The following is a 12,504-nucleotide window of genomic DNA, read 5'->3' on the forward strand; positions in this document are numbered from 1 at the left end:
CTTGGTTGCGTTGAACGCACCGAAGGCCGCCTTGGGTGCGTTCAACGCACCGAAGGCCACATTGGGGCGCTTGGCACTTTCCGGCGCCGGGGGCTTTGAAGATGCGGGGACTTTGTGTTACAAAGTTCGTAGCGACTTTGCGTTGCAAAGTCCACGAACGAAAGGAGAGCGCCATGACTGGGGGACCGGCGTTCGCGCTCCACGGCCTGACCAAACGGTTCGGGCCCGTCACCGCCGTCGGCGGGGTGTCCGTCGAGGTCGCGCGCGGTGAGGTCGTCGCGCTGCTCGGGCCGAACGGCGCGGGCAAGTCGACCACCGTCGACATGCTGCTGGGCCTGACCAAGCCGGACGCGGGGGAGGTCACCGTCGCCGGGGGCAGTCCGCGCGAGGCCGTCGACCGCGGGCTTCTCGGCGCCATGATGCAGAACGGCGCGCTGCTCGGGGACGCCACCGTCGGCGAGATCGTCGACCTCGTCGTCTCCACGCACGCGAAGCCGCTGCCCGCCGCCGAGGTGATCGCCCGGGCCGGCCTCGAAAAACTCGTCAAGCGCCGCTGCGGCAAGCTCTCGGGCGGCGAACGCCAGCGCGTCCGGTTCGCGCTCGCCCTGGCCGGCAACCCGGACCTGCTCGTCCTCGACGAGCCCACCGCCGCGATGGACGTCGACGGCAGGCGGGCGTTCTGGGCGGCCATCCGCGAGTTCGCCGGCACCGGCCGGACCGTGCTGTTCGCGACGCACTACCTCGCCGAGGCCGAGGACTACGCCGATCGCGTCGTGCTGCTGCGCCACGGCACCGTCGTCGCCGACGGCCCGGTCGCCGAGGTCCGGGCCGCGGTGTCCGGGCGGGTGCTCAAGGCCGTCGTGCCGGACGCCACCGAGACCGACCTGGCGCGGCTGCCCGGCGTCACGACCGTCCAGCTGCGCGCCGGCCGCGCGGAGCTCGCCTGCGCCGACTCCGACGCCGCGATCCGCGCGTTGCTGGCGAAGTACCCGCGGGCCGCCGACATCGAAATCACCGCGCTGGGCCTCGAAGAGGCCTTCCTGGCGCTCACCGCCGAGGAGGTCGCGGCGTGAACACGACGTACCTGAGCCTGGAGATCAAGCGGATCGTCCGGAGCCCGCAGTTCACGATCTTCACCATCGGCATGCCGGTGGCCATGTTCCTGCTGTTCGGGTCGATCTTCGGCAAGCTCGTCGCGCCGAACGGCCTGCCGGCGGACGTCCAGACCATGATCAACCTTGCCGCGTACGGCGCCAGCGGCGGCGCCCTGTTCACCGGCACCCGTGTCGCGCAGGAACGGACCGACGGCTGGCAGCGTCAGCTGCGCCTGACGCCGATGCGCGGCCCCGGCTACCTCGTCGTCAAGGTCATCTCGGCGATGGCGGTCGCGCTGCCGGTGCTCGTGGTGGTGTTCGTCGCGGGCCTGGCGATGGGCGTGCAGATGAGCGCCGCGCAGTGGGGCCTGGTGCTGGTGTCGCTGTGGCTCGGCGTGCTCCCGTTCGCGGTGCTCGGCCTGGCCATCGGCCTGTTCGGCAAGGGCGACACGGTCGGCGCGGTCACCGGCGCGCTGATGATGCCGCTGGGCATGCTCGGCGGCCTGTGGATCCCGCTCTACGTCCTCCCGGACTGGATGGCGACGCTCGCGCACTTCTTCCCGACGTACTGGCTCGGCCGGCTCGGCCTCGAACCCCTGGCCCACGCCGGCGGGCTGGGGCTCGCGGTGCTGGTGCTCGCCGGCTGGCTGGTCGTGCCCGCGCTGGTGGTCGTGCGCCGGTTCCGGCTGGACACGGCCAGGCTGTGAATGCGTGTTAACTTCCGTGCAGCGATGCGGGGTCTGCACGGCAGGAGGGCGGGACAGGTGGACGACGAGCCGATGTCGGCGGAGGAGTCGCTGAACCTGATCGCCCAGCAGAACCGGCGGACCCGCCGGGAACTGGGCGGAGGCCCCGCGCGCATGCTCGCCGCGTGGGCCTTCGCCTGGATCGTGGGCTGGGGCTTCACGTACTTCGCGACGCGGACCGAGAACGTGCCCGGCTGGCTCGGCGGGGTGGTCGTCGCGGTGCTGTTCGTCGCCGCGATGGTCTACACCGGCGTGGTCAGCGCGCGGGCCGGGCGAGGGATCCGCGGCCCGTCCAAGACCGTCGGCGCGATGTACGGCTACAGCTGGGCGCTCTCGTCCGTCGGGCTGACCGTGATCGACATCCGGATCACGCAGTTCGGCTCGCTGTCCTCCGACCAGGTGTCGCTGCTGTGGTCCGGGACCTGGCTGCTGCTGACCGGCGTGCTCTACCTCACCGGCGGCATGCTCTGGCAGGACAAGCTGATGTACGGCCTCGGCGCGTGGATGATCGTCTCCGCCGGGCTCAGCGTGGTGGTCGGCTTCCCGGCGAACTTCCTCGTGCTGGCGGTCTGCGGCGGGGGCGGGTTCCTGCTCGGCGCGATCGTCTACTTCGCGCGCGAGAAGTCCGGGCGCCGATGAGCGAACTGCCCCAGCTCGACCCGGTCATCCACGCCCAGGCGCGGCTGCGGGTCACGGTCGCGCTCGCCGGGCTGCACACCGGCGACCAGATCACCTTCCCGCGCCTGCAGCAGCTCCTGGACATGACCGCCGGCAACCTCTCGACGCACCTGCGCAAGCTCGAAGACGCCGAGTACGTCGAGATCACCAAAGCCTACGAGCACCGCACGCCGGTCACCCTGGTCCGGCTGACCGCGGCCGGGCGCGCGGCGTTCGAGAGCTACACCAAGGCGCTGCACCAGCTGCTGGACGCCACCGGCGGGGACTGACGTGGCCCGCTGGGTCATCCACCTCGACCTGGACGCCTTCTACGCGTCGGCCGAGCAGCTCACCCGCCCGACGCTGGCGGGACGTCCCGTGCTCGTCGGCGGCACCGGGCCACGCGGCGTCGTCGCGGGCGCCAGCTACGAGTCCCGGGCGTTCGGCATCAAGTCGGCGATGCCGATGGCGCAGGCGCGGCGGCTGCTCCCGGCCAACGGCGTGATCGTGCCGCCGCGGTTCCGCGTCTACGAGCGGCTCAGCCAGGAGGTCTTCGCCGTCGTCACGGCGGTGGCGCCGGTGCTGGAGAAAATCTCCCTGGACGAAGCGTTCGCCGAACCGCCTTCGCTCGTGGGTGCGTCGCTGGAAGAGGTGACTTCTTTCTGCGCTTCGCTGCGGTCACGGATCCGTGAGGAGACGGGCCTGGTGGCGTCGATCGGCGCGGGCAACGGCAAGCAGATCGCCAAGATCGCCTCCGACGAAGCCAAGCCGGACGGCCTGCTCGTCGTGCCGCAGGGGACCGAACGCGAGTTCCTCGCGCCGCTGCCAGTGCGCGCGCTGTGGGGGATCGGCCCGGTCGCCGAAGGGAAGCTGCGGTTCATCGGCGTCCAGACGCTCGGGCAGCTCGCGGCGCTGTCCGAACAGGACGCGGTGGCCACGCTGGGCGGCGTCGTCGGCCGCGACCTGCGGCGGCTCGCGACGGGGTTCGACGACCGCCCGGTGGCCGACCGCGGCGAGACGAAGCAGGTCAGCGCCGAGACGACGTTCGACACCGATATCAAAGACCTGGCGACGCTGCGCGCGGAGGTGCGGCGGATCGCGGTGGGCGCGCACCAACGGCTGGTCAAGGCCGAGCGCGTGGCCCGCACGGTGGTGATCAAGCTGCGGCACACGGACATGCACACGGTGACCCGCTCGGAGACGATCTCCGCGCCCACGGACGACCTGGCCGAGCTGGCGGCGGTGGCGGAGCGGCTGCTGCTCGACCCGGCGGAGTTCGGCGGGATCCGCCTGGCCGGAGTCGCCTACAGCGGGCTGTCGGTGCCGCACCAGGACGCGCTGTTCAGCCTGGCGGCCCCTTCGACACCCACGACGTCGACAGTGGTTTCTTCCGCGCCGGCGCCGCCGGTGGCTCCGCCTTCGGAGTGGCGGCAGGGCGACGACGTCGTCCACTCCGACTACGGAACGGGCTGGGTCCAAGGCGCGGGCCACGGCCGCGTGACGGTCCGCTTCGAGCACCGTTCCTCAGGCCCCGGCTCCGCCCGCACCTTCCCCCAGACCGATCCCGCCCTGACCCGCGGCGACCCCGGCGACTGCCTGAAGTAGCGCCCCAAGGCGGCCTTGGTTGCGTCAGACGCACCCAAGGTGGCCTTCGGTGCGTCTGACGCACCGAAGGCCACATTGGGGCGTTGGGGACCTACTCGGCCGCGCAGCCTTGGAGCTTGGCCACTTCCTGGCCCGCCAGGAGGAACGCGCCCACGCCGTAAGCGGCGGTGTCGGTCGGGCGAGCTGTCGCCGGGCGGTCGCCGACCGGCTGGACGTAGCCGACCTTGCCGTCCGCCTGCAGGGCCTTCGTCGACAGCGCCGTCCACGCCTTGTCCACCACCGGCCGGAACCGCTTCGCGTCGAGGATGCCCGCCGAGATGCCCCAGCCGATGCCGAACGTGAAGAATGCCGTGCCGCTCGTCTCCGGGCCGCCGTGGTCCCACGGGTTCAGCAGGTCCGAATTCCAGAAGCCGTCACGACGCTGCAGCAGGGACAAGGAGAAGGCCATCTTCTTGTAGACCCGCAGGTATTCCGCGCGGTGCGGGTCGTCCGCGGGCAGGGCCTGCAGCACCTTCGTCAACGCCGCCAGGGCCCAGCCGTTGCCGCGCGACCAGAACACGCCCGAGCCGGTGAACCGCGCGTCGCGGTACCACAACCCCGTGAACTCGTTGAACAGCTTGTGCTCCGACGACTTGAACAGCTGATCCATAGCGTCCACATAGGACGGATCGTGGTCGATCACGCTCATCCGCGCGAACGACGGCATCGCCATGTTCAGCGCGTCGACGTAGTTCCAGTAGTCGCGGTGCCCGGCCTGCACCGACGCGACCTCGTCGCGGATCCGCGTGCGGATCGAATCGAGCGAGATCTCCGGGTGGAAGTACGTGTACAGGTCCAGGTACGCCTCGCCGGCGGCCTGGTTGTCCGGGAAGAACGGCCGTTTCGGATCGAGCGGCAGCTGGTAGCCGTTCGCCTGCGCCCACGGCAGCGTCTTGTGGTTCGACTGGCCGGTGGTCCGGACCAGCGCGAGGTTGCCGACGTGGAACGTCGCGTTCTGCCAGTCCGGGGCGTCCAGGTTCGTCCCGTTGGTCACCCAATAGTTGCCCGCGGCGACCATCTGGTCGGAAACAGCGCACTCGGCGGCGGCCGCGAGAGCCACCGGCGCTGTGAACAGCCCGCCGGCCACCGCCGCGGCCGCGAGCACGCCGAAGCCACGAATACCCGGGAAACGCATGGGAGCGTCCTCCTCAGCACGTCATGGCGGCGGGTGGGTCGCAGCGAGTGTTCAGGGTTCCCGGTGGACGTGTCAAGGTGCCGGTGAGCGGTACGGCGCAACGGTTTCCAGCAACCGGCGCGACGCGGATTCGGCCCCGTCGGCGTTCTTCGCCAGCACCAGCGTCAGTACGCGGGAGTGCGCGACGAGCTCCAGCGGTTCGCCGTGCGCCCGCAGCGCCGCCACGACCGGGACGTGCAGCTGGGCGATCAGCGCGTTGCCGGACGCGCGGATCAGCGCCGCGTGGAACCGTGAATCGGCGGCCCGAAACGCTTCCGCGTCGGCGCGTTCGACCGCGTCCGCCATCAGTTCGTACGCCGCGGCCATCGCGGACAGCTCGTCGGGACGTCGGTGCTGCGCGGCCATCCGCGCCGCCTGCGGCTCGATCGCCAGCCGCAGCTCCGCCAGCTCACGCAGGTGCCGGGGCCGGTCGGGACCGTTGACGCGCCAGCCGATGACGTCCGGGTCGATCGCGTCCCACGCGTCGGGCGGCAGCGTCCACGTGCCGACGCGCGGCCGCGCGGTGACCATGCCCTTGGACTCCAGCACCCGCAGTGCCTCGCGGACCACGGTCCGGGAAGCGGAGAAGCGGCGGCCGAGTTCCTCGGGGACGAGCGGCTGCCCGTCCCCGAGGACGCCTTCCACGATGAGCCTGCCCAGCTCGTCCACTATCCGGGCGTGGAGGCTCACCCGCTACTCGGGCAGGCCGACGCGGCGCTCTCCGCTGCGCAGCTGCTGCAGCACGACCGCGATCACGAGCAGGGCGCCGTGGGCGACGTTCTGCCAGAACGGGTTGATGCCCAGCCCGGACATGCCGTTGTCGAGCACGCCCAGGATGATCACCGCGAGCACCGTGGAGATGATCGACCCGCGGCCGCCCTTGAGCATCGTGCCGCCGAGCGCCGCGCCGGTGACGGCCTGCAGCTCCAGGCCTTCGGACCCGGACACCGGCTGGCCGGAGCCGGTGCGCGCGGTGATCAGCACGCCCGCGACCGCCGCGACCACGCCGGCCAGCGCGTACACGCCGATGATGTACCGGTTGATGTTGATGCCGGCCAGCCGCGCGGCGGTGTCGTTGCCGCCGATGGCGTAGACGTTGCGGCCGATGTCGGTGTACTTCAGCAGGAAGTGCAGCAGCGCCGCGACGATGAGGAACACCCACACCAGCGCCGGCAGGCCCGCGATCGCGCCCTTGGCCAGGAAGATGAACAGGTCGTCGCCGCCGGTGTAGCCCTGCGACTTGCCGTCCGAGATGACCTGCGCGACACCCTTGTAGGTGGCGAGCATGGCCAGCGTCGCGACCACCGGGTTGACCCGGCCGAAGATGATGATCATGCCGTTGATCAGGCCGCACAGGATGCCGATGCCGACCGCGGCGAGGATCCCGACCTCGGCGTTGCCGGTCGAGGTGAACACCATCGCCGAGACGACCGAGGCGAGCCCGGCCATCGAGCCGACCGAGATGTCCAGCGCGCCCAGGATGATCACCAGGGTCTGGACCAGGGCCAGCAGCCCCATGATGGTGATCGCGCTGCCGATCAGCAGCAGGTTGTTGGTGCGGAAGAAGTTCTCGTTCAGCACCGACAGCAGGATCACCAGCGCGATGAGCGTGATGATGAGGCTGGAGTTCTGCACGCCGATGCCGGTGAGCACGCGGCGGAACACGGACGGCTGCTGCGGCGCTCCGGGATCTTGGGTGGCCTTCTCCTGCGTGGGCGTACTCATGCGCCGATCTCCTGCTGCTCTTCTACGGCTGGTTCGGTTTCGGGGATGGCGAGGGTCAGCACGGCTTCCTCGGTCGCTTCTTCGCGGCTGATCTCGCCGGCCAGGCGCCCGGCGCGCATCACGAGGATGCGGTCGGCCAGCGTCAGCACCTCGGGCAGGTCGGACGAGATGACCAGCAGCGCGATGCCTTCCGCGGCGAGGCCGTCGATGATCCGGTAGATCTCCGCTTTCGCGCCGACGTCGACGCCGCGGGTCGGCTCGTCGAGGATCAGCAGCTTCGGCCGCCGCGCGAGCCAGCGCGCGAGGACGGCCTTCTGCTGGTTGCCGCCGGACAGCTTGCGGACTTCCTGCTCCATCGACGGCGTCCGCACGCGAAGCTCGCGTACGTACTCCTCGACGAGCGCGCGTTCCTTCGCGCGCTTTACTACGCGGAAGCGGCGAAGGCGGTCCAGCACCGAGATGGAGATGTTGTCGCGGACGGACCGCTGCATGAGCAACGCGTCCGTCTTGCGCTCTTCGGGCGCGAAGCCGATGCCTGCTTTGACGGCGTCACCCGGGTTGTGCGCGCGCAGCCGTTTCCCGTCGAGCTCGACGGTGCCCGACCGGATCGGCAGGTCGGCGACGATCGCCCGGGCCAGCTCGGAGCGTCCGGCGCCGACCAGCCCGGCCAGGCAGACGACCTCGCCCGCCCGGACCTCCAGGGAGATGCCGGTGACGTCGTCGGTCGTGACGTCGTCGAGCTTCAGCACGACGTTGCCGGTCTCTTGGGTGACGCGGCGTTCGAGCGCCGAGAGGTCGCGGCCGATCATCATCCGGACCAGGCTCGGCTCGTCGGTTTCCGCGGCTTGCTGGACGCCGACGAGCTTGCCGTCGCGCAGCACCGCGACGCGGTCGGCGAGCCGGAAGATCTCCTTCATCCGGTGCGAGACGTAGACGACGGCGACCCCGTTGTCGCGCAGCCGCCCGATCAGCCGGAACAGCGCGTCCACCTCGTGCTCGGACAGCGACGACGTCGGCTCGTCGAAGGCGATCACCTTCGGCGGGGTGGCCGCGGTGAGCACGCGCAGGATCTCGACGATCTGGCGCTGGGCGGCCGACAGCGCGACGCCGAGCGTCGCCGGGTTGAGCACGCCTTCGAAGCCGTACTCGGCGAGCGCGTCCTGCGTGGCCTTCAGGAGCGTGCGGCGGTTGAAGACCCGCGCCTTGGCGGGGAGTTCGCCGACGAAGACGTTCTCCGCCACCGAAACGTGCGGGATGATCTCGGGTTCCTGGTAGATCACGCGGACCCCGGCGGCCATCGCCGCGCGCGGGGTGTCGAAGGTGATCTCGCTGCCGTCCAGGAGGAGCCGGCCGTCGTCGGGGCCCTGGTCGCCGGAGAGGACGCGCAGCAGCGTCGACTTCCCGGCGCCGTTCTCGCCCATCAGCGCGAGCACCTCACCGGAGCGGATCTCCAGCGAGACGTCGTCGAGGGCGGTGACCCCGGAGAAGCGCTTGCCGATGCCCTCGACGGCGAGTGCGGGAGCAGAGCTGGACATGGTCGCCCTTCGAGCGGTGGACCCCCGGCCCGCACTTTCACGTGAAAGTGCGGGCCGGGGAGTTCGGTCAGGTGCAGTTGACGCCGGCCTGCTTGTAGTTGTCCTTGTTGACGATCGTGGTCTTCGCGATCGTCTCCGCGGGCAGCTCCTTGCCGTTCTTCACCTTGTCCACCAGCACCTGGATCGCCGAGCGGCCGACCTCGGCGCCGGAGATGTAGAGCGCGGACTTGTTGCCGGTGTCCTTGCCGGCCGCCCAGTCCTTGCAGTCCAGGTAGGCGCCGAGCCCGACACCGATGATGTTGTTCGCTGCGACGCCGGAGTTGGCCAGCGCGGTCACGACGCCGGTCTCGTTCTCGTCGTTGCAGCCCCAGACGACCCAGTGCTTGACGCCCGGGTTGGAGCCGATCACCGCGCCGGAGCGGTTCTGCGCGTCGACCGGCGAGTTGTCCGTGCCGACGTCGATCACCTGGACGCCGGGGTCACCGGCCTTCGCGAACGCGGCCTTCGCGGCGTTGACGCGGTCGGTGCAGACGGAGAGGTCCTGCTTGTACGCGCTGATGATCTTCGTGTCGGCGGCGGTCCAGCCGGCGGCCTTGAACAGCTTCCCGGCCTCGGTGCCGACCGAGTCGCCCATCTGGCTGCCGTTGAAGCCGACGAACGGGGCCTTCGCGCCGGTGCCGTCCTTGATGACGTCGTCGGAGGCGATGATCGGGATGCCCGCGCTCTTCGCCTTGTCGATGACCTGCGGGCCGATGGCCTGGTCGGGGACGACGATGGCGACGCCGTTCGCGCCCTGCGCGACCGCGGCGTCCAGCTCGGTGATCGCCTTGTTGGCGTCTTGGCCGAGGTTGACGACCTTGAGCTCGACGCCGAGCTCCTTCGCTTTCTCCTGCGCCCCCTGCGCCTGCTCGACGAAGTACTGCTGGTCACCCTGTTTCTGCAGGTAGTAGAGGGTGATCTTGCCGTTGGCGGGCGCCGACTGCTGCGGGGCGGCGGTGTCTTTGCCGGACGAGCACGAAGCCATCAAGGCACCGGAAATCAAACAACAACCAACAACGCTCCAGGTGCGGAACCTGTGCGAGTGTGGGGACATCGTTGCTCCCAAGGAGGCCGGAGTTCGAGTGGCGCGTGGGGGCGCCGTTGGGTGACTCGTATTACAAAACACCCGTTCGTGGAGCGTCAAGCCGCAGTTAGCGGAGCGACACCTACTCTCCGTAGTTGCATCGTGGCATGAACCTAGCTCATTTATCGTATTTTTTAGCCTCTGTCCTGCGCGTTGTCCGGTTTTGTCCTGTGTGAATGTTCTGATCGGTGTTGTCGACTGTGGTGGAAGTTTCCGTTGACTGGGAGGCGGCACGTGCCGGGTTCGTCCGGATGGCAGGATGGCCGGACCACAGCAGCAGGGGGACCGATGACGAAGTTCCGCGTCGCCGCGCTCGCCGCGCTCGCCGGGGTCGCCGGGGTCGCCGTTCTGGCGGCCGCGTGCAGCAGCCCGCCGCAGTCCGGTCCGGCGCCGACGCCGTTCCCGGAGGCGTCTTCTTCGGCGGAAGCGGCCCCGGACGGCTCGTTCAGCGTCGTCGCGACCGGCGACGTCCTCATCCACCCGGCGCTGACCGAGCAGGCCGAGGCCGATGGCGGCGGCAAGATCGACTACCGGCCGCTGCTCGCCGGGATCAAGCCGCTGATCTCGGGCGCCGACCTCGGGATCTGCCACCTCGAGACGCCGCTGGCGCCGGAAGGCGGGCCGTACAGCGGCTACCCGTCGTTCAGTGCGCCGCCGGAAATCGCGGACGCGCTCAAGGACACCGGCTACGACACCTGCTCGACGTCGTCCAACCACACGATCGACCAGGGCGCCGACGGCGTGAAGCGGACTTTGGACAAGCTCGACGCCACGGGCATCAAGCACACCGGCTCGGCGCGGTCGGCCGCGGAAGCGGCGAAACCGCTGGTCCTCGACGTCCACGGCGTGAAGGTCGCGCAGGTGTCGTACGCCTTCGGGTTCAACGGCATCAAGGTGCCGGCCGGAAAACCGTGGCTGGCCAACCAGATCGACGTCGACGACGTCCTGGCGTCGGCTCGCAAGGCGCGCGCGGCCGGGGCGCAGGTCGTGATCGCCAGCCTGCACTGGGGTGTCGAGTACCAGCACGACCCGACGGCCGAACAGCGGTCGCAGGCCAAGAAGCTCCTGGCGTCGGACGACATCGACCTGATCATCGGCCACCACGCGCACGTGGTCCAGCCGTTCGAGAAGATCGGCGAAAAGTGGGTCGCCTACGGGCTCGGCAACAGCGTCGCCCGCCACTCCGAACCGCGCGGCGACACGGAGGAAGGCGCGGCGGCCCGCTTCCGCTTCGTCCGCGACGGCGATCGCTGGAAGGTCGACAAGGCCGAGTACATCCCGACGTACATCAAGCTGGACGCACCGATCCGCCTTCTCGACTTGTCGACATCACCGGCATCGGCGCAGGTCACGAAGGCCTTGTCCGACACGGACAAGAACATCCTGAGCCTCGAAGCGGACAAAGACGGCCTCACCCGCCCCGGCAGGTAACCCCGGAACTCGCGTGATCACAGCCGTAACTCGCGTGATTGAAGCCGGATCTCGCGAGTTACGGCTTCAATCACGCGAGATCGGTCCCTGATCACGCGAGTTGCGGGTTCAGTGGGTGCGGGTGGTGATCAGGCGGGCCAGGGACGCCAGTTCGGCCGCCGGACGGGGGACCGGGTTCACCGCCGCCAGCTCCCGCAGTCCCTTCGCCACCAGCGCCGACGCCTGGGCCTGGCTCCACTGGCGGCCGCCGGCCTCGTCGACGAGCGTGGCCGCGAGGGCCAGCTCGATGTCGTCGAGCGGGTCGGTGCCCGAGTACAGCGCCGCCAGCTCCGCGCCGGCCGCCGTGCCGGACGACAGCGCCGTCACCACCGGCAGCGACTTCTTGCGGTTCTGCAGGTCCGAGTACACCGGCTTGCCCGTCTCGGCGGGGTCGCCCCAGATCCCCAGCAGGTCGTCGACGTGCTGGAAGGCCAGCCCGATCGCCCGGCCGAACTCGCCGAACCGCGGCACCGCCTCGGGCCGGCCGCCGAGCTGCGCCCCGAGCTCGCAGGACGCGCCGATCAGGGCCGCCGTCTTGCCGCCGGCCATCCGGACGCACTCCGCCGGCGTGACGTCGTCGCGCTGCTCGAAGTCGACGTCGGCCGCCTGACCTTCCAGCAGGTCGAGCACGCCCTGGGACAGCAGTTTCGCGCTGTCGGGCGCCAGCTGTTCGAACGCCACGCTCAGCAGCGCGTCCCCGGCGAGCACCGCGGGCCCGGTGCCGAACACCGTCCACGCCGTCGGCCGGTGCCGCCGGGTGGTGTCGCCGTCCATGACGTCGTCGTGCAGCAGCGAGAAGTTGTGCACGAGCTCGACCGCGACGGCGCCGGGCACCGCGTCCACCGGGTCGCCGCCCGCGGCTTGCGCGCACAGCAGGACGAGCGCCGGCCGCAGGGCCTTGCCGCCGTCCGCGGACGACGGCGCGCCGTGGGCGTCTTCCCAGCCGAAGTGATAGCCGGCGATCCGCCGCATCGCGTCGGGCAGCCGTTCGGCCGCGGCGCGCAGTGCCGGATCGACCAGGCTCTTGCTCCACGCGAGGACGTCGGCGAGGGGACGAGCGGCGGTCCGGGAGTCCATGGTCGTCATGAGCGGCCCACCTCGACGTCGTCCAGCACGCCGAGGGCGTCCGGGACCAAGACGGCGGCGGAGTGGTAGGCGCTGACCAGGTAGGACGTGACGGCGCGGTCGCTGATGTGCATGAACCGGACGTTGAGGCCGGGTTGGTATTGGTCGGGCAGGGATTGGGGGCGTAGGCCGATGACTCCGGCGTCGTCTTCGCCGGTGCGCAGGGCGAGGATGGAGGTGGTGCCGGTGTCGGTGATGGGGATTTTGTCGC

General features: G+C 70.2%; 12 protein-coding genes and 1 pseudogene. 6 read left to right on the forward strand and 7 right to left on the reverse strand.

Features of this window, described 5'->3' with window-relative positions:
- The first annotated feature begins 173 nt into the window (after positions 1 to 173).
- From AB0M83_RS46905 to AB0M83_RS46925, 5 genes are read left to right on the forward strand one after another with little or no spacing between them, the layout of a single operon-like run.
- A complete protein-coding gene (locus AB0M83_RS46905; RefSeq protein WP_364528762.1) occupies positions 174 to 1,073 on the forward strand; it encodes an ABC transporter ATP-binding protein in 900 nt (299 codons plus the stop codon).
- Complete coding sequence (locus tag AB0M83_RS46910) at positions 1,070 to 1,801, forward strand: ABC transporter permease (RefSeq protein ID WP_364528765.1); 732 nt, start codon at positions 1,070 to 1,072, stop codon at positions 1,799 to 1,801. Before AB0M83_RS46905 ends, AB0M83_RS46910 begins: the two co-directional genes overlap by 4 nt.
- Positions 1,802 to 1,858: 57 nt before the next feature.
- Positions 1,859 to 2,479, forward strand: a complete 621-nt coding sequence (locus AB0M83_RS46915) for a hypothetical protein (RefSeq protein ID WP_364528768.1) — start codon at positions 1,859 to 1,861, stop codon at positions 2,477 to 2,479.
- The gene (locus AB0M83_RS46920; RefSeq protein WP_013223409.1) at positions 2,476 to 2,787 is read left to right on the forward strand and encodes a transcriptional regulator; all 312 of its coding nucleotides are present in this window, start codon (positions 2,476 to 2,478) and stop codon (positions 2,785 to 2,787) included. Before AB0M83_RS46915 ends, AB0M83_RS46920 begins: the two co-directional genes overlap by 4 nt.
- 1 nt (position 2,788) lies before the next feature.
- Positions 2,789 to 4,102: a DNA polymerase IV gene (locus tag AB0M83_RS46925; RefSeq protein ID WP_364528771.1), complete on the forward strand. Its 1,314-nt coding sequence runs from the start codon at positions 2,789 to 2,791 to the stop codon at positions 4,100 to 4,102.
- A 91-nt stretch (positions 4,103 to 4,193) separates the two neighbouring features.
- Here AB0M83_RS46925 and AB0M83_RS46930 read toward each other — a convergent pair whose 3' ends face one another.
- The 5 genes from AB0M83_RS46930 to AB0M83_RS46950 form a co-directional block, all read right to left on the reverse strand.
- Complete coding sequence (locus tag AB0M83_RS46930) at positions 4,194 to 5,276, reverse strand: glycoside hydrolase family 88 protein (RefSeq protein ID WP_364528774.1); 1,083 nt, start codon at positions 5,274 to 5,276, stop codon at positions 4,194 to 4,196.
- Positions 5,277 to 5,348: 72 nt separating this feature from the next.
- Positions 5,349 to 6,005 carry an FCD domain-containing protein gene (locus AB0M83_RS46935; RefSeq protein WP_364528777.1) on the reverse strand — a complete coding sequence of 219 codons (657 nt, stop codon included), beginning with the start codon at positions 6,003 to 6,005 and terminating at the stop codon, positions 5,349 to 5,351.
- Between the two features lie 3 nt (positions 6,006 to 6,008).
- Positions 6,009 to 7,040, reverse strand: coding sequence for an ABC transporter permease (locus AB0M83_RS46940; protein WP_364528780.1), 1,032 nt, complete (start codon positions 7,038 to 7,040; stop codon positions 6,009 to 6,011).
- Positions 7,037 to 8,575, reverse strand: coding sequence for a sugar ABC transporter ATP-binding protein (locus AB0M83_RS46945; protein ID WP_364528783.1), 1,539 nt, complete (start codon positions 8,573 to 8,575; stop codon positions 7,037 to 7,039). The genes AB0M83_RS46940 and AB0M83_RS46945 overlap by 4 nt, the downstream gene beginning before the upstream one ends.
- 67 nt (positions 8,576 to 8,642) lie before the next feature.
- On the reverse strand, positions 8,643 to 9,617 hold the full coding sequence (locus AB0M83_RS46950) for a substrate-binding domain-containing protein (protein ID WP_364528786.1): 975 nt from the start codon (positions 9,615 to 9,617) through the stop codon (positions 8,643 to 8,645).
- Between the two features lie 369 nt (positions 9,618 to 9,986).
- Here AB0M83_RS46950 and AB0M83_RS46955 point away from each other — a divergent pair, with 369 nt between their 5' ends.
- Complete coding sequence (locus tag AB0M83_RS46955) at positions 9,987 to 11,129, forward strand: CapA family protein (protein WP_364528789.1); 1,143 nt, start codon at positions 9,987 to 9,989, stop codon at positions 11,127 to 11,129.
- A gap of 108 nt (positions 11,130 to 11,237) precedes the next feature.
- On the opposite strand, the gene AB0M83_RS46960 is transcribed toward AB0M83_RS46955, so the two are convergent.
- Positions 11,238 to 12,254, reverse strand: a complete 1,017-nt coding sequence (locus tag AB0M83_RS46960; protein WP_364528792.1) for a family 2 encapsulin nanocompartment cargo protein polyprenyl transferase — start codon at positions 12,252 to 12,254, stop codon at positions 11,238 to 11,240.
- Positions 12,251 to 12,504: pseudogene (locus AB0M83_RS46965) on the reverse strand (Crp/Fnr family transcriptional regulator); the annotation flags it as partial. The gene AB0M83_RS46960 and the pseudogene AB0M83_RS46965, both read right to left, overlap by 4 nt.

The sequence above is a fragment of the Amycolatopsis sp. NPDC051106 genome (assembly GCF_040682775.1).
In the GTDB taxonomy this organism is placed as follows: domain Bacteria; phylum Actinomycetota; class Actinomycetes; order Mycobacteriales; family Pseudonocardiaceae; genus Amycolatopsis.